The sequence below is a fragment of the Pseudomonas sp. A0308 genome (assembly GCF_044218815.1).
In the GTDB taxonomy this organism is placed as follows: Bacteria; Pseudomonadota; Gammaproteobacteria; order Pseudomonadales; family Pseudomonadaceae; genus Aquipseudomonas; species Aquipseudomonas iridis.
On sequence record NZ_CP162581.1, the window covers coordinates 2,807,848 to 2,824,732 of the forward strand.

The 16,885-nt window shown below is 59.0% G+C and carries 15 protein-coding genes and 2 pseudogenes; 11 read left to right on the forward strand and 6 right to left on the reverse strand.

Annotated features, from left to right (window positions below; genetic code table 11):
- The first annotated feature begins 245 nt into the window (after positions 1–245).
- Positions 246–2,048, forward strand: coding sequence for an acyl-CoA dehydrogenase (locus AB4P92_RS12880; protein WP_395599488.1), 1,803 nt, complete (start codon positions 246–248; stop codon positions 2,046–2,048).
- Between the two features lie 127 nt (positions 2,049–2,175).
- Positions 2,176–2,499 (forward strand): hypothetical protein, encoded by a 324-nt coding sequence (locus AB4P92_RS12885; protein ID WP_395599489.1) that lies wholly within the window; start codon positions 2,176–2,178, stop codon positions 2,497–2,499.
- Between the two features lie 75 nt (positions 2,500–2,574).
- Here AB4P92_RS12885 and AB4P92_RS12890 read toward each other — a convergent pair whose 3' ends face one another.
- On the reverse strand, positions 2,575–2,877 hold the full coding sequence (locus AB4P92_RS12890; RefSeq protein WP_042557308.1) for a cell division protein ZapA: 303 nt from the start codon (positions 2,875–2,877) through the stop codon (positions 2,575–2,577).
- Positions 2,874–3,104, reverse strand: coding sequence for a hypothetical protein (locus tag AB4P92_RS12895; RefSeq protein WP_042557307.1), 231 nt, complete (start codon positions 3,102–3,104; stop codon positions 2,874–2,876). Before AB4P92_RS12895 ends, AB4P92_RS12890 begins: the two co-directional genes overlap by 4 nt.
- 342 nt (positions 3,105–3,446) lie before the next feature.
- Between AB4P92_RS12895 and AB4P92_RS12900 the strand changes: the two are divergent.
- From AB4P92_RS12900 to selO, 5 genes and pseudogenes are all read left to right on the forward strand, one after another.
- A pseudogene (locus AB4P92_RS12900) lies at positions 3,447–4,103 on the forward strand (MCP four helix bundle domain-containing protein); the annotation flags it as partial.
- Between the two features lie 303 nt (positions 4,104–4,406).
- Positions 4,407–5,006: pseudogene (locus AB4P92_RS12905) on the forward strand (methyl-accepting chemotaxis protein); the annotation flags it as partial.
- 198 nt (positions 5,007–5,204) lie between these two features.
- Complete coding sequence (locus tag AB4P92_RS12910) at positions 5,205–6,947, forward strand: potassium/proton antiporter (protein WP_042557305.1); 1,743 nt, start codon at positions 5,205–5,207, stop codon at positions 6,945–6,947.
- Positions 6,948–6,981: 34 nt separating this feature from the next.
- Positions 6,982–10,359: a mechanosensitive channel MscK gene (gene mscK, locus AB4P92_RS12915; RefSeq protein WP_261736264.1), complete on the forward strand. Its 3,378-nt coding sequence runs from the start codon at positions 6,982–6,984 to the stop codon at positions 10,357–10,359.
- 48 nt (positions 10,360–10,407) lie between these two features.
- Complete coding sequence (gene selO, locus AB4P92_RS12920; RefSeq protein WP_395599490.1) at positions 10,408–11,871, forward strand: protein adenylyltransferase SelO; 1,464 nt, start codon at positions 10,408–10,410, stop codon at positions 11,869–11,871.
- A gap of 125 nt (positions 11,872–11,996) precedes the next feature.
- Here selO and AB4P92_RS12925 read toward each other — a convergent pair whose 3' ends face one another.
- From AB4P92_RS12925 to AB4P92_RS12935, 3 genes are all read right to left on the reverse strand, one after another.
- Positions 11,997–12,452, reverse strand: coding sequence for a hypothetical protein (locus AB4P92_RS12925; RefSeq protein ID WP_047299432.1), 456 nt, complete (start codon positions 12,450–12,452; stop codon positions 11,997–11,999).
- A gap of 100 nt (positions 12,453–12,552) precedes the next feature.
- Complete coding sequence (locus tag AB4P92_RS12930) at positions 12,553–12,954, reverse strand: type II toxin-antitoxin system HigA family antitoxin (RefSeq protein ID WP_047299431.1); 402 nt, start codon at positions 12,952–12,954, stop codon at positions 12,553–12,555.
- Positions 12,951–13,247 carry a type II toxin-antitoxin system HigB family toxin gene (locus AB4P92_RS12935; protein ID WP_047299429.1) on the reverse strand — a complete coding sequence of 99 codons (297 nt, stop codon included), beginning with the start codon at positions 13,245–13,247 and terminating at the stop codon, positions 12,951–12,953. The genes AB4P92_RS12930 and AB4P92_RS12935 overlap by 4 nt, the downstream gene beginning before the upstream one ends.
- A gap of 194 nt (positions 13,248–13,441) precedes the next feature.
- Here AB4P92_RS12935 and trxC point away from each other — a divergent pair, with 194 nt between their 5' ends.
- The gene (gene trxC / locus AB4P92_RS12940) at positions 13,442–13,876 is read left to right on the forward strand and encodes a thioredoxin TrxC (protein ID WP_339478822.1); all 435 of its coding nucleotides are present in this window, start codon (positions 13,442–13,444) and stop codon (positions 13,874–13,876) included.
- 129 nt (positions 13,877–14,005) lie between these two features.
- Here the strand turns inward: trxC and AB4P92_RS12945 are convergent, their stop codons facing one another.
- Positions 14,006–14,776 carry a ParA family protein gene (locus AB4P92_RS12945; RefSeq protein WP_261736260.1) on the reverse strand — a complete coding sequence of 257 codons (771 nt, stop codon included), beginning with the start codon at positions 14,774–14,776 and terminating at the stop codon, positions 14,006–14,008.
- A 355-nt stretch (positions 14,777–15,131) separates the two neighbouring features.
- Here AB4P92_RS12945 and AB4P92_RS12950 point away from each other — a divergent pair, with 355 nt between their 5' ends.
- The 3 genes from AB4P92_RS12950 to AB4P92_RS12960 are packed head-to-tail and all read left to right on the forward strand — an operon-like array spanning position 15,132 to position 16,883.
- Complete coding sequence (locus tag AB4P92_RS12950) at positions 15,132–15,857, forward strand: beta-ketoacyl synthase chain length factor (protein WP_042557296.1); 726 nt, start codon at positions 15,132–15,134, stop codon at positions 15,855–15,857.
- A complete protein-coding gene (locus AB4P92_RS12955) occupies positions 15,833–16,642 on the forward strand; it encodes a 1-acyl-sn-glycerol-3-phosphate acyltransferase (protein WP_047299427.1) in 810 nt (269 codons plus the stop codon). The genes AB4P92_RS12950 and AB4P92_RS12955 overlap by 25 nt, the downstream gene beginning before the upstream one ends.
- The gene (locus AB4P92_RS12960) at positions 16,623–16,883 is read left to right on the forward strand and encodes a phosphopantetheine-binding protein (RefSeq protein WP_047299425.1); all 261 of its coding nucleotides are present in this window, start codon (positions 16,623–16,625) and stop codon (positions 16,881–16,883) included. Before AB4P92_RS12955 ends, AB4P92_RS12960 begins: the two co-directional genes overlap by 20 nt.
- Positions 16,884–16,885: the final 2 nt, after the last annotated feature.

Below are 16,885 nucleotides of genomic sequence, written 5' to 3' on the forward strand. Positions count from 1 at the left end.
GGCACCTGCATAGGTGCCCGGCATGGCAACAATCCCTGTGGGAGCTGGCTTGCCAGCGATAGCGATGTGTCAGTCACCATTAATGTTGACTGATCTGCCGCCATCGCTGGCAAGCCAGCTCCCACAGTGTTTTGGGGTGTTTGTTAAGTCGGCGCTCTAGCCCAACATCACGCTTATCAATCTTCCTGTTCAGTGTTTATCAGCAAGCCTAGACTCGGCCCAACCCCAATTTCAGGTAGGCCGCCATGTCCGAGACGCTGCTCAGTTCCCGCAATCTGGCTTTCGAGCTGTATGAAGTCCTTGATGCCGAGGGCCTGACCCGGCGTGAGCGCTTTGCCGAGCACAACCGCGAGACCTTCGATGCCGCCATTGGCACAGCCCGCAACATTGCCGAGAAATACTTCGCGCCGCACAACCGCAAGGGTGACGAGAACGAGCCGCGCTACGAGAACGGTCAGGCGATTCTGATTCCCGAGGTGAAACCGGCGGTGGATGCTTTCCTCGAAGCCGGATTCCTCAACGCTGCGAGAAGTTTCGACGCCGGCGGCATGCAACTTCCTACACTGCTGTCGCAAGCCTGCTTCGCGCATTTCCAGTCGGCCAATGCTGCTTCGACTTCGTACCCGTTCCTGACCATGGGCGCGGCCAACCTGATCGAAAGCTTCGGCACGGATGAACAGAAGCGGCGCTTCCTGCAACCGATGATCGATGGCCGTTTCTTCGGCACTATGGCCCTGACCGAGCCGCACGCGGGCTCTTCGCTGTCGGATATTCGCACCCGCGCCGAGCCCGCGGCCGACGGCACCTATCGCCTCAAGGGCAACAAGATCTTTATTTCCGGCGGTGATCATCCGCTCTCGGAAAACATCGTGCACATGGTGCTGGCCAAGCTGCCAGACGCGCCACCGGGGGTAAAAGGTATCTCGCTGTTCATCGTGCCGAAGTTTCTGGTCAACGATGACGGCACCCTGGGCCAACGCAACGATGTGCTGCTGGCGGGCCTGTTCCACAAAATGGGCTGGCGTGGCACGACGTCTACCGCGCTGAACTTCGGCGATAACGGTGAATGTGTCGGCTATCTGGTCGGTGAAGCGCATCGCGGTTTGAGCTACATGTTCCAGATGATGAACGAGGCGCGGATCGGCGTTGGCATGGGCGCGGTGATGCTCGGTTACGCCGGTTACCTGTATTCGCTGGAGTACGCTCGCGAACGTCCGCAAGGCCGGGTGCCGGACAGCAAGGATCCAACCACTGCGCCCGTGGCGATCATTCAGCACGCCGACGTCAGACGCATGCTGCTGACGCAAAAGTCCTACGTCGAAGGTGCCTTTGACCTCGGGCTGTATGCGGCGCGGTTGTTCGATGACACCACAACACTGGAAACCGAAGCCGAGCGCAAGCACGCCCATGAGCTGCTGGATTTACTGACACCCATCGTCAAATCCTGGCCGTCGGAGTTCTGCCTCAAGGCCAACGAACTGGCGATCCAGATTCTCGGCGGCCACGGTTACACCCGCGAATACCCGGTTGAGCAGTATTACCGCGATAACCGTTTGAATCCGATTCACGAAGGCACCCACGGCATTCAGTCGCTGGACTTGCTCGGGCGCAAACTGGCGCAGAACGGTGGGGCAGGCTTGAAGCAACTGGTGCGGCTGATCGCCGACACCGCTGAACGCGCTGTTGCGTACGAATCGTTAACCGCACTACGTGAGCCGTTGGAAAAACTGGTGGCGCGCCTGCAAGTGGTGACCATCGGTTTGCTGACCGATCTTGCACAGGGCAAGGTCAACAGCAGCCTGGCGAATTCGGCGCTGTATCTGAAAGTGTTTGGCCACACGGTGATTGGCTGGCGCTGGCTGGAGCAGGCTATTCGCGCCGAGGAAGGCTTGGCCAAGGGCAATGCCGCGGACGCCGACTTCTATAAGGGCAAGTTGCAGGCGGCGCGGTATTTCCTGACGTGGGAAGTGCCGGGCTGTCACCACGAGTTGGCGTTGCTGGAGGCGCGGGATGATACGTGCCTGGCGATGCAGGATGAGTGGTTTTAAAGGCTGACCCTCGGGGCACGCCCTTAACGCGCGCCGCTTGTACACCTGTAAAACCTGACAGGTTACGTCGCAACACTGCAGGTATACCTTCGTGTCTTCAAAGTTACGGCACATAACGGAGGCGGGTATGACCCAGAGACAATTGAAAGCCGCAAGGGCCGAGCCGCTCGACCACATGCTGCTACACATAAATATCGGCGAGAAGCTGCTTCGAGGCAGCACAGATAAAGTGGTCAGCGCAAAACACTTTGCTGCACATGATTGGGATTACAAGGTTGAAGTGACCTTATCGGGTGAAACCCTGACGTCGCAACAACCCATCAGCCATGACCAGATGCTGTGGGCCGCGCAAAAGGACGATACGTTCGACTTCAACGGAACGAAGCGCACTGTAAAAGCCAAAGTGATATACGAATCTGGCGGTCAATATTTCTGCGAATTGCAGATTTGAACGCTGGCACGCCGAGCGGGCTTGAGCGCTCTGAACAAGAGCGCTCTTTCGAGGCGGCATTGGCCAAAGGCCCCATCAGCCCTGATTGATGGTCTTGGCGATAGTGTCGACCGTGGCGCTGACTTGCTCTTGGTAACGGTCGAGTTCTTGCTGGTGCTGTTTCTTCATTTCGATCTGCTGCGAGCACAGATTCATCGCCGCCAGCACCAGCAGGCGGTCGCCGATCAGCGTCGGGTATTTCCTTTTGGTGTCCGCCAACGCGGCCTTGAGCATGAGTGCGGCGTCCAGCAGGGTCTGTTCTTCCCCGGCCGGCGCCTTGATCGAATAGTCCTCCCCAAGAATGGAGACAACTTTTACCCCTGCTGTGTGGTGGTTCATGCGCTGACAGGACCTGCGTTGACGCGATCAACCAGGGCTTGAATGCGCGCGGCGGTGGCGCCGTGTTTTTCTTCCTGTTCCATCAGGTTCAGTTGCAGGCTTTCGTTTTCATCCTTGGCCTGGGCCAGTTCCGTGGACAGGGTCTGGTTGGTTTGCGAAAGGGTCTGGTTCTGTTGCACCAGGTCGCTGACGAGCTGTTCCAACTGGCTGAGGGATGCTTCCAACATTTTGATCTTCCAAGCGTTTTTCAAAGGGCGCGTACGATAAAGAAAAGTCGTCGTGGACGCTAGGTTTAAACCGGCGCAAAGCCTTGATTTTCCTGACGGCCGACCGTTCTCGCGAGTTTAAAAGACTGTGATCTGCCAATCTGGTTCCTGCACTTCGTCGCTCAAAGCGGGGTGCGACAAATCCGCACATGAACTAAAGAGTTCATTTGCCTGACCGATAAGCCATGCATTAGCAGTCTCAGCCCGCATGGATGCGGCCCTTTTCGGTATCCGCCCATGTCCCTCCGCAATATGAATATCGCCCCCCGGGCGTTCACTGGTTTCGCCCTGATCGGCGGCCTGATGTTGATTCTCGGTGTGTTCGCCCTGAACCAGATGGACAAAATCCGCGCGGCAGGCGAAGACATCGCCACCGAGAGCGTCCCATCGATCAAGGCCCTGGACGAATTCACTCAACTGACGCTTCGTCTTCGGGTGCTGTCGTATCGCTTGCTGATCAACCGTGAACCGGACGTCCAGCAAAAAACCTTCGAGCTCTTCGAACTGCGCAACAAGCAGATCGCCGACGCGCAACGCGCCTATGAGCCAATGATCGACGGCCCACAGGAACGCTCGGCTTACGACCAGTACGTGCAATTGCTCGCGCAGTACCGCCAGTTGGAAGACAGGATGAAAACCCTGTCGCGCAACAACCAGATCGATGAACTGCGGCAGATGCTCAATAGCGACTTGCTGAGCAATTCGGAAGCGGTGAATGCCGCGTTGGCGCGCTTGCTGGAAATCAACACCCAGCAAATCGCCGAAACTGATAAAGGTGCGTCTGACCAGTACTCCATGTCGTTCAACCTGGTGGTTACTCTGCTGATCATTGCCAGCGGCCTGACTGTGCTGTTCGCCTGGTTGCTGACCAACAGCATCACCAAGCCAATCTCCAAAGCACTGGAAGCGGCAGAGACCATCGCCGAAGGCAACCTGACGCAGCCGATCCACGTCGACGGCAGCGACGAAGCCGGACGCCTGCTGGCGGCGATGGCCAAGATGCAATCGAAGCTGCGTGACACCCTGCAGCGGATTTCCGGTTCGGCCACGCAACTTGCTTCGGCCGCAGAAGAACTCAACAGCGTCACCGACGAAAGCGCGCGCGGCCTGACTCAGCAGAACAACGAAATCGAACAGGCGGCTACGGCGGTCAACGAGATGACCAGCGCGGTCGAAGAAGTCGCCCGCAACGCGGTAAGCACCTCGGAAGCCTCGAAGAACGCCACCACGTCAGCAGGCGACGGCCGTGATCTGGTGCAGGAAACGGTCAGCGCCATCGAACGCATGAGCGCCGACGTGCAGAGCACGGCGAGCCTGATCGGTGATCTGGCCAATGAGTCCCGTGACATCGGCAAGGTGCTGGACGTGATTCGTGGCCTGGCTGATCAGACCAACCTGCTGGCGCTGAACGCCGCGATTGAAGCCGCGCGTGCCGGTGAGGCCGGTCGTGGTTTTGCGGTGGTGGCGGACGAAGTGCGTGCCTTGGCCCATCGCACACAGCAGTCGACCAGCGAGATCGAGCGCATGATCGGCAGCATTCAGAGCGGCACCGAACACGCCGTGGATTCGATGCGCAACAGCACTGAGCGTGCTGAGTCGACGCTGAACATCGCACGCGGTGCCGGGATGTCGCTGGACACCATCAATACCGCCATCGTAGAGATCAACGAGCGCAACCTGGTAATCGCCAGCGCCGCTGAAGAGCAGGCGCAGGTGGCGCGGGAAGTCGACCGTAATCTGGTGAACATCCGCGATCTGTCGGTGCAATCGGCGACCGGCGCGAATCAGACCAGTGCGGCGAGTAACGAGCTGTCGCGGCTGGCGCTGGATCTGAACAATATGGTTGGGCGGTTCAGCCTTTAATCGCCAAGAGCAAAGATCGCAGCCTGCGGCAGCTCCTACATGGGATTGATGTACACCCTGTAGGAGCTGCAGCAGGCTGCGATCTTTTGATCTACCAAAAACCTTTTTGACATCACCACATTTCAACAGGTTAGAATCGCTGGCACGCAGACTGCATGGTCAGTTTGTGCCCGTCTTTACGCTTCTGGAGTACTGCCTTTGAATGCGACGACCATCAACAGCCTGTTCTTGATCGGCGCGTTGCTGGTAGGCGCAAGCATTCTTGTCAGCTCACTCTCTTCCCGGCTCGGCATTCCGATTCTGGTCATTATTCTCGCGGTCGGCATGGCCGCCGGGGTCGATGGCGGCGGGATCATTTTCGACAATTACCCCACGGCTTATCTGGTCGGCAACCTCGCGCTGGCGGTGATCCTGCTCGACGGCGGTTTGCGCACGCGGGTCTCAAGTTTCCGCGTGGCGTTGTGGCCGGCGCTGTCGTTGGCGACGGTCGGAGTCTTGATCACCACCGGACTGACCGGCATGGCAGCGGCCTGGTTGTTCGACCTGAACCTGATCCAGGGCCTGCTGATCGGCGCCATCGTCGGCTCCACCGACGCCGCGGCGGTGTTCTCGCTCCTCGGCGGCAAGGGCCTGAACGAACGGGTGAGCGCCAGCCTGGAAATCGAATCCGGCAGCAACGACCCGATGGCGGTGTTCCTCACCGTGACCCTGATCGACATGCTCGCCAGCGGCCAGACCGGTTTGCACTGGAGCCTGTTGACCCACCTGATCCGCGAGTTCGGTATCGGTGGCATGGTCGGGCTCGGCGGTGGCTGGTTGATGTTGCAAATGGTCAACCGGATCAACCTCGCCGCCGGCCTGTATCCGATTCTGGTGATCGCTGGCGGTCTGGTGGTGTTTGCCCTGACCAACGCCTTGCACGGCAGCGGTTTCCTCGCGGTGTACCTGTGTGGCCTGGTGATCGGCAACCGCCCGGTGCGCAGCCGTCACGGCATCCTGCACATGCTTGATGGCATGGCGTGGCTGGCGCAGATCGGCATGTTCCTGGTGCTGGGGCTGCTGGTCACGCCACACGATTTGCTGCCCATCGCCCTGCCCGCCCTCGGCCTGGCGCTGTGGATGATTCTTTTTGCGCGGCCGTTGTCGGTGATGGTCGGCCTGCTGCCGTTCAAGGCGTTCCATGGCCGCGAGAAAGTCTTTATTTCCTGGGTTGGCCTGCGCGGCGCGGTACCGATCATTCTTGCGGTGTTCCCGCTGATGGCCGGGCTGCCGAACGCGCAGCTGTACTTCAACCTCGCCTTCTTCATCGTGTTGGTGTCACTGCTGGTGCAGGGCACAAGCCTGCCGTGGGTCGCCAAACTGCTGAAGGTCACCGTACCGCCGGAGCCTGCGCCGATTTCGCGATCCGCACTGGAAGTGCACATCACCAGCGAGTGGGAGCTGTTCGTTTATAAGCTCGGCGCGGAGAAATGGTGCATCGGTTCGCCCCTGCGCGAGCTGAAAATGCCCGAAGGCACGCGCATCGCCGCGCTGTTTCGTGGCCAGCAACTGCTCCATCCGTCGGGTAGTACGGTGCTGGAAGTCGATGATTTGCTGTGTGTTATCGGCCATGAACACAACTTGCCGGCGCTCGGAAAACTGTTCAGCCAGGCGCCACAACGTGGCCTCGACCTGCGTTTCTTCGGCGACTTCGTGCTCGAAGGAGACGCCCAGCTTAAAGCGGTTGCCGCGCTTTATGGCTTGCCGGCCGAAGGTATCGATCCGGACATGACCCTGGGCACCTTCATTGCCCACAAGGTTGGGGGCGCGCCGATCGTGGGTGACCAGGTGGAGTGGAACAACACCCATTGGACGGTGGCGGTCATGGACGGGAACAAGATTGCTAAAGTGGGCGTCAGATTCCCCGAAGGAAGTCGCCCGGGCCCCGGACTCTTCCTCTAAACTGCGTCCACTATCACTTGCTTGACCGGTCTCTATGCCTACCCTGCGCTCCTTTTTCGTCGCGGCCCTTCTGGGCCTAAGTCTTACTGTCGGCCCGCTGTACGCCGCCGAACCACCGTCGAGCCAATCCGTGCAGGCCAGCCTCGACAAGCTCGCCGACAGTAAACTGCCGGATGCCGATAAAAAGACTCTGCAAACTGTCCTGCAGAACACGCTCAATCATCTGAACAATCAGCGTGATTACGAACAGAAGCTGATCGATCTCAAGCAGCAATTGGCCTCCGCGCCCCGGCAGACCATCGAGAGCACCCGCGAACTGACGCGTCTCAAGGCCACTGCGGTGGTGCCGGTGACCCAGCGTTTCCCCAAGGAGTCGATCCAGCAGCTGGAGCAAATCCTGACGGATCGCTCGACCCAGCAAAGTGATCTGCAAAAAGCCCTGGCCGACGCCAACAGCCTGATCATCACCGCGCAGACTCGTCCCGAGCGGGCTCAGGCAGAAATTTCCGCCAGCCAGACGCGCATTCAGCAGATCAACAACATCCTCAAGTCCGGCAAGGAAGCGGGCAAGACGGTCAGCGCCGAGCAGCGCGACCAGTTGAATGCCGAGCTGGCGGCGCTGAACGCGCTGATACCGTTGCGCCGCCAGGAACTGGCCGGCAATAACCAGTTGCAGGATCTGGGCAACGCTCAACATGACCTGCTGTCCGAAAAATCCGACCGCCTCGACCGCGAGATCCAGGAACTGCAGACCCTGATCAACCAGAAGCGTCTGGCGCAGTCTCAGGAAACCGTCACCCAGCAATCGATCGAGGCACAGAAGGCCGGCAGCAGCAGCCTGCTCGCCACTGAAAGCGCCGCCAACCTCAAACTCTCGGACTACCTGCTCAAGAGTACCGATCGTCTCAACGAAGTCACTCAGCAGAACCTGCTAACCAAACAGCAACTCGACACTCTGACCCAGAGCGACTCCGCCCTCGACGAGCAGATTGCCGTGCTCAAGGGCAGCCTGCTGCTGTCGAAGATTCTCTACAAACAGAAACAGGCTCTGCCTCGCCTGAAGGTCGACCGCGATCTGGCGGATCAGATCGCCGACATCCGCCTGTATCAGTTTGATGTCAGCCAGCAGCGTGAACTGCTGAGCAATCCGGCGTCCTATGTGGACAACCTGCTGACTACCCAGCCGCCGGAAGAGATTACTCCGCAGCTGCGCAAAAGCCTGCTGGACCTGGCCAACACGCGCGCCGACCTGCTGGAGCGGCTCAACCGCGAATTGAGCGCAATGCTCAACGAATCGATCACCCTGCAACTCAACCAGAAGCAACTGCTGAGCACCGCGCAAAGCCTGCGCGCGACCCTCGACGAGCAGATGTTCTGGATTCCCAGCAACAAGCCGCTGGACCTGGAGTGGATGCGCGGCGTGCCGGATCGCCTCAAGCGTCAGGTCGATACGTTGCCGTGGGCTTCCAGCCTGAGCGAGTTGACCGACGGGCTGACCCAGCGACCGTTGCTGTTCCTGCCGCTGGCGCTGCTGATCGGCGCGTTGCTGTGGCGGCGCAAGAGTCTGTATGGGCGCCTGAACAAGGTTCACCAGGACATCGGCCACTTCAAACGCGACAGCCAGTGGCACACACCGCAGGCGATCCTGATCAATATTCTGCTGGCGATGCCGGTGGCGCTGGGACTGGGCCTGTGCGGTCTGGCCTTGCAGATCGACGCCCGCGGACAGAACGCCAACATGGGCGCGGCGCTGCTGCAAATGGGTCAGGCATGGCTGGTGTTCTACACCGCCTACCGGATTCTGGCGCCGGGCGGCGTGGCCGAATTGCACTTCCGCTGGGAAAAACCCCAGGTCGAATTCCTGCAAGGCTGGGTGCGTCGACTCGGCCTGGTGGTCATGGCACTGGTGGCTGTGGTCGCGGTCGCGGAATTGCAGCCAGCGGCGCTGGCCGACGACGTCCTCGGCATGCCGGTGGTGCTGACCTGCTACGCGTTGATGGCATGGCTGCTCAGCCGTCTGCTGATCAGCAGCCCTACCCACCAAAACACCTCGCTGTTCCGCAAGGCTCTTGGCGTGATGTTTACCCTGCTGCCAATCGCGTTGTTCGTAGCCGTTTGCTTTGGTTACTACTACACCGCGCTGAAACTCAGCGATCGCTTGATCAACACGCTCTATCTGCTGATGTTCTGGCTGGTGATCGAAGCCACCTTCGTTCGCGGCCTCAGCGTTGCCGCACGGCGTCTGGCCTACCAGCGTGCCCTGGCCAAGCGCCAGGCCGCGAAAGAGGCCGGCGAAGGCGAAGCCGTCATTGAAGAGCCGACGCTGGACATCGAAAAGGTCAACGAACAGTCCCTGCGACTGATCCGTCTGGCCCTGCTCGGCGGTTTCATCGCGGCGCTGTACTGGGTCTGGTCGGACCTGATCTCGGTGTTCTCGTACCTCGACAACATAACCCTTTACGAATACACCAGTGGCACCGGCGCCAACATGAGCATGGTGCCGATCAGCATCGGCGACATGCTTGGCGCGCTGATCATCATTGGCATCACCTTTGCCTTGGCGCGCAACTTGCCCGGCCTGCTCGAAGTGTTCGTGCTGTCAAAACTCAATCTGGCGCAGGGCAGTGCTTACGCGACCACGACACTGCTGTCCTACGTGATCGCTGGCATCGGCTTCGTCACGACCCTGTCGACCCTCGGGGTGAGTTGGGACAAGTTGCAATGGCTGGTGGCGGCGCTGTCGGTCGGCCTCGGTTTCGGTATGCAGGAGATCTTCGCCAACTTCATCTCCGGCATCATGATTCTGTTCGAACGCCCGGTGCGAATCGGCGACACCATCACCATCGGCAACCTGTCGGGCACGGTGAGCAAGATCCGCATCCGCGCCACGACCATTACCGACTTCGACCGCAAGGACATCATTGTCCCGAACAAGACGTTCATCACCGGACAACTGATCAACTGGTCGCTGACCGACACCGTCACCCGAGTCACGCTCAAACTGGGCGTCGATTACGGTTCCGATCTGGATCTGGTCAAGGAGTTGCTGCTCAAGGCCGCCCGGGAAAACCCGCGCGTGCTCAAGGAGCCGGAACCGCTCGTGTACTTCCTCAACTTCGGCGAAAGCACCCTCGACCACGAACTGCGCATGCACGTACGCGATCTGGGTGACCGCAACCCGGTGCTTGATGAGGTCAACCGCTTTATCAACCGCGAGTTCAAGAAGCAGCACATCAACATCTCGTTCCGCCAGATGGAGGTTTACCTGAAGAACCTGCATGGTCAGGAATACAAGTTGGTGCCCATTGAAGCGGAGACCAAAACCATCGTGCCGGTTGGCGCCGAGCAAAAACCGCTGCAAGACTCGCCACAAGAGCCTTTGCAAGAGCCGCCACAGACCAAACTCGACTAACCCGGTTAATCCCAGCAGAATGCTCGGACATTCTGCTGGAGCAGGCCCTTGAAAGCCCTCGACGAACTGACCTTCGACAATCGTTTCGCCCGCCTTGGCGATGCATTCTCCGCCCATGTGCTGCCCGAGCCGATCGACAACCCTCGTCTGGTCGTCGCAAGTCCGGCAGCGCTCGCCCTGCTGGATCTAGAGCCGGCCACCGCCGAAACTCAAGAGTTTGCCGAACTGTTCGGCGGCCACAAGCTGTGGGCCGATGCCGAGCCGCGAGCGATGGTGTACTCCGGGCATCAGTTCGGCGGCTACACGCCGCAACTGGGTGATGGTCGCGGCTTATTGCTCGGCGAGGTCTACAACGCGGCCGGCGAGCACTGGGACTTGCACCTCAAGGGCGCCGGGCAGACGCCGTTTTCGCGCATGGGCGATGGTCGCGCCGTGCTGCGTTCGTCGATCCGTGAATTCCTCGCTTCCGAAGCGTTGTACGCGCTGAACATTCCGTCCTCGCGCGCAGCCTGCGTGATCGGCTCCGACACCCCGGTCTGGCGTGAAAAGCAGGAACGCGCCGCGATGGTGCTGCGTCTGGCGCCGAGCCATATCCGCTTTGGCCACTTCGAATATTTCTATTACACCAAGCGTCCCGAGGAGCAGAAGTTGCTCGGCGAGCATGTGCTGGCGATGCATTTTCCGCAATGCCTGGAGCAACCCGAACCGTACCTGGCGATGTTCCGCGAGGTCGTCGAACGCAACGCCGAACTGATCGCCAAATGGCAGGCCTACGGGTTCTGCCACGGCGTGATGAACACCGACAACATGTCGATCCTGGGCATCACCTTCGACTTTGGCCCGTTCGCCTTTCTTGATGACTTCGACGCCAACTTCATCTGCAACCACTCGGACGACCAGGGCCGGTACTCCTTCAGCAATCAAGTGCCCATCGGCCAATGGAACCTCAGTGCCCTGGCCCAGGCATTGACGCCGTTCATCAGCGTTGAAGCCCTGCGCGAAACACTTGGCTTGTATTTGCCATTGTTCCAGGCGCACTACCTCGACCTGATGCGCCGTCGTTTCGGGTTCACCACGGCTGAAGATGACGATCAATTGCTGCTGGAAAACCTGCTGCAACTGATGCAGAACAGCGGCGTCGACTACACGCTATTTTTCCGCCGGCTCGGTGATCAATCCGCAGAACTGGCCGTTGCTCAATTGCGTGACGACTTCGTCGACATCCAAGGCTTCGACGCCTGGGGCGAACGCTATGTGGCGCGGGTTGCCCGTGATGGCGCGCCCGATCAAGAGCAACGCCGCACGCGCATGCACGCGGTCAATCCGCTGTACATCCTGCGTAATTATCTGGCGCAAAAAGCGATTGATGCGGCGGAACAAGGGGACTATTCAGAGGTTCGCCAGTTGTATGCGGTGTTGAGCAAGCCATTCGACGAACAACCGGGGATGGAAAGCTATGCCGAGCGCCCGCCCGAGTGGGGCAAGCATCTGGAGATCAGTTGTTCGTCGTGATGGCATCAAACTGGCCAGGCGCAAATTGAAGCGCCGGCGCTGCCAAGTGGTGCGGGCAGAGCGAGCGCTCAGGTCTGTGCGGCCGCGAATCTCAATCGCGGTCGCAGGGCCTCGCCAGCGTTGAGTTACGCAGCTTGCGTCTGCGCAGAAGGCCGCTCGCCTTGCTTGAATAGCACGAAGTCGCGCTCTTCGCTGTCCGTTGCGGCGCTCTTGAGCAGGAACCCGATCACTAGCCCGCCGCCAAACAATACCCCCGAGAATCCCGGGAAAGGCGGTTTGGCAAAGAACATGAAATAGAGCGTCGCGAGCAGGCTGATCAAGAAATACGGCCCCAGAATCAACAACGCCAACTTACCGATACGGGTGGCCGTATGCAGTTTTTTGTCCAGCACCTGACGGTCGGCTTCATCAAGCAATAGATCCGAGCTGCACTGATAACAGTTGATGGGTTGCAACCGAACCAGTTCGAACGCTTGGTGATACGTCGGTTTGAGCGTGTAGTTGCAATGCCCGCAACTCATGCTCGCGTCCTTGTAAGGCGTGGAGTCAGTAGGCACAGCGGCCTCTTGGGTGTGGCTCATGACAGTTAATTCCCTTTAGTTGACAGCTACGGCTGAAAAAGCCGCGCGACATGCTAGTAGAGTGCGACTGTCATGGCGCTGCATGGTCTTGCCGTGCCCTTCAGATAAATACATCTACCGGCACGTTGAAGCGCTCTGCCAACCAGCGGACCTGGCGCAAGTTGAGCTTGCGCTTGCCATTCAGAATTTCAGAAACAACCGACTGTGTACCGACACCCGGCAGGTCGCTCTGGGTCAAGCCGTGTTCACGCATCATGTAACCGAGAACCTCTTCGCCGCTCGCTTGAGCCATGGGGTGATGGGTGTGATCCCATTCTTTGATCCAGTCACCAATGATGTCGACCAGGCTCATCAAGGGATGCGACTCGTCATCGCCGGTAATCTCGAGTATCTCGTCGACTGCCCGAACCAGGGAGTCGTAGTCCTCTTCGCTCTTGGGTTTTCTAACCAATGGAGAAACAAACTCCCAATGTTCAGCAACTGTCTTGATCAAAACACTCATACCTTTGCCTCCTTCCATTTCCCACGGTCATATTCGCGGTGATCCAACACATGCTTTATGAAAAGCCTCTGTGATCGGTAACTGACAAAAGCAATTAACCTCAGCTTATTGCCGCCGATATCAAAGACATGAAATTCGCCCACCTTGTCGATTGCGGGAAATATCGATTTCATCGCCGCGAAATCCTTTGGATAACTCCTGCTTGCCAGACGAAACCACTGCGCCAGCGCGTTTTCTGCCTGTGGCCACCGTGCCTTGGCCTCTCTAATCGGTTTTTCACTGAACACATGCATGCAACATCCTTATCGCATTCTGCTATAGAAAGTTAATCACAGATCGAAATTATCGCAAGTTGCGATACTACCGAGCAGACCAACGGACCCGCTCGGTGTGCTCCAGCCTAGGTGCAACCTTGAAGCCTGCACGATTGAAAATATGAGCAAACGTCTCCAACTTACGCTTATCAGCTCTTCACCGGACTTTGCTCATGACCGACCCACTGCTCATCCCCTGCCCCACCTGCAACGGCCTCAACCGCATTCCCGCCGAGCGCCTCGCTGACCAGCCGAAGTGCGGTCGCTGCAAATCTGCGGTGCTGCTGAACAAACCCTTCGAACTCAAGCAAGGCGATTACGCCAGCCAGATCAAGGGTGATCTGCCGTTGTTGGTGGACGTGTGGGCGGACTGGTGCGGGCCATGCAAGTCGTTTGCGCCGATATTCGAGCAGGCGGCTGCGCAGTTGGCGGGCAAGTGTCGGCTGGCCAAGCTTGATAGCGAGGCGAATCAGCAGTTATCGGCGCAGTTGGGGATTCGCTCGATTCCGAGTCTGATTCTGTTCAAGAACGGTCGGGAGGTGGCGCGCCAGAGCGGGGCGTTTCCTTTGCCGCAGTTGATGGCGTGGCTGCGTAGCCAGGGCATCTGAAACACCCTGAAAACTCTGTGGGAGCTGGCTTGCCAGCGATGACACTGGATCAGGCACTTCAGATGCTGAATGTGCCGGCCTCATCGCGGGCAAGCCCGCTCCCACAGGTTTTGTGGGAGCTTCGAGAAGTCACGCGTCTTCGAGCAGGTTGTGCAACTCGACAAACTGCTGGGTCAGCTTGTGCCGCGGATCAAGGTGGATCAGCGGGATGCTCGCCTGATGCGATTCACGCATGCGCACTGAACTGGTCAGATACACCGGCAATACCGGCAAACCTTCGGCAATCAGCTCATCGAGAATCTGCTGCGGCAGGCTGGCCCGCGCCTGGAACTGGTTGACCACGATGCCTTCGATTTCCAGCCCTTCGTTGTGGTCTTCCTTCAATTCTGCAATTTCCGCCATCAACCCGTACAAGGCCTGACGCGAGAAGCTGTCGCAATCGAAGGGAATCAGCACGCGATCTGCCGCAATCAGCGCTGATACCGCATAAAAATTCAGCGCTGGGGGTGTATCGAGATAAATCCGGTCGTAATCTTCGGACAATTCATCGAGCAATTTGCGCAGCTTGTTGATCTTGTGCTTCGCCTCAAGCTTCGGCTGAAGATCGGCCAGCTCGGCGGTAGCAGTGATGATGTGCAGGTTGTCGAACGGGGTTTCGTAGATATCCGCCTGATTCTTCTTCGAGAACGGCCCTGAAGACAGCGTTTGCTTGAAGAAATCGGCAATTCCCATCGGGATATCGTTGCCGGTGAGCCCCGTCAGATATTGAGTGGAGTTGGCCTGAGCATCCAGATCGACCAACAGTGTGCGATAACCCTCACTGGCGCTGACCGCTGCCAGATTGCAGGCAATGCTGGATTTGCCTACGCCACCTTTCTGATTGAACACCACGCGCCGCATGACAAAACCTCCGTGTATCAAAGAATGACCGAGTGTAGATGCGCGCCGCCTCGCTTCGCTACCTTCGCGGACATGGACTACAGGTCAGGTGCAATTTTCCGCGTGCAGGACCAGTAAAAACCACCAGCAATCGCCGAGATGGCCGACAGACAAGCCGCTGACAATTTGGATAATGGCCAAGTGACAGTTTTACCGCGAACCATTCGGTACATTTCACTGCACAAAATGTAACCACCATTTGCTACACACCCGTGTCACCGGGATAATGCGCGCCACCCGGCGCCAAGCGCCACGTCAAGCCTGCTGCGGCTTTGACGACTCACGCCTCAACAAAAAGCCCGCAGGGGCGGGATGAATGTCCGTGATCAACTTCAACATCGCCCAGTGGCGCGCGTGGGCCCCGGGGCTCGATAGCGTGGACGCATGGCAAGCCTGGAGCCGACAACCGGTCGTGCTCCAGAGCAGTGATGCCGCGCCCGATGTATCGTTCTTGCCGGCCATGCAACGCCGCCGCCTCAGCCGACTGGCCAGAATGGCTTTCAGTGTCGGCTGGCCACTGGCCGACGGACGGGAAAACCTGCCGCTGGTGTTCGTCTCGCGACACGGCGAGACCCCGCGCACTTACGAGATCCTCAGCGACCTTGCCAAAGACGAACCGCTGTCGCCGACGCAATTCAGCCTCTCGGTGCACAACGCGATCATCGGCCTATGGTCGATCATGCGCGGCGAAACCAGCGAAATGACCGCCCTCGCCGCCGCTGGCGACGGTCTCGAACACGGCATGCTCGAAGCCGCAGCCCTGCTCAATGAAGGCGCTCCGGCGGTGTTGCTGGTGATTACCGAAGAACAGCCGCCCGCAGCCTATTCGGCGTGGATCGACGATGTGCCGTTTCCTTACGCGCTGGGTCTGTTGCTCACTCCCGGTACCGACTGGCGGCTGACCCTGAACAGCACCACCGAAGCACGGTCCAAAGCGCACTGGCCACACGCGCTCAACTTGCTACGCACCCTGCTAGGCCAGCAGCCCCTTTGCCAACATGCCTGGAAAAATCGTGTATGGACCTGGCAACGCAACCCGTGACCGAGAAGAACCGCGACGCTTACTACTGGCGTCTGCTGGCCACCGCGGCGAGTTTCGCGCTGTTCGGGCTGGGCGGGCTGTGCCTGCGCGTGCTGGTTTTCCCGGTGCTTGGCTGTCTGCCCGGTGATGCCCTGAAGCACCGTCAGCGTGCGCGGCACACCGTCAGTCGGCTGTTCTGGTTTTTTGTCCGATTCATGGCTCGCACCGGCGTATTGACCTACGACATTCAGGGCGCTGAGCGTCTCGGTCGTCCAGGGCAGATGATCATCGCCAATCATCCGTCGTTGATTGATGTGGTGTTCCTGATCGGTCTGGTGCGCCAGGCCAACTGCGTGGTGAAGAAAAGCCTGTGGGAAAACCCCTTCACCCGTGGCCCGCTGCGCAGCACCGAATACATCAGCAACGACGGCAGCATGGACATGCTCGATGCGGCCGCCGAGTCCCTGCAAAACGGCCAGACCCTGATCATTTTCCCTGAAGGCACCCGTACTCAACCGGGCCAGGCACCAGCCTTTCATCGGGGGGCTGCGGCGATTGCCCTGCGGGGTGCGAAAATCCTTACGCCGGTGGTTATCAAGGTCAACCCGACCACCCTGACCAAAGCCGAGCCCTGGTATCGGATCCCCAGCCGCCGCGTGCACTTCAGTTTTCGTGTCGGGGCCGATATAGATCCACAGGCATTCGCAGCACAAGGCCCGGCACCGCAGGCCTCGCGCAAGCTCAACGACTATTTGCATTCTTACTTCATCAAGGAGCTCGCCGAAGATGAGCGATCTACACCGTGAGATTAAATTGCTGATCATCGACGCCCTCGGCCTCGAAGACATCAGCGTCGACGACATCGGCGACGATCAAACATTGTTCGGCGAAGGCCTGGGCCTGGATTCTGTCGACGCACTGGAACTGGGTCTGGCGATCCAGAAAAAGTACGGCATCAAGATCGACGCCGACGCCAAAGACACCCGCAACCATTTCTCCAACGTGGCGAGCCTTGCGGCCTTCGTCATGGCAAAACAGGCAGCTTGAGA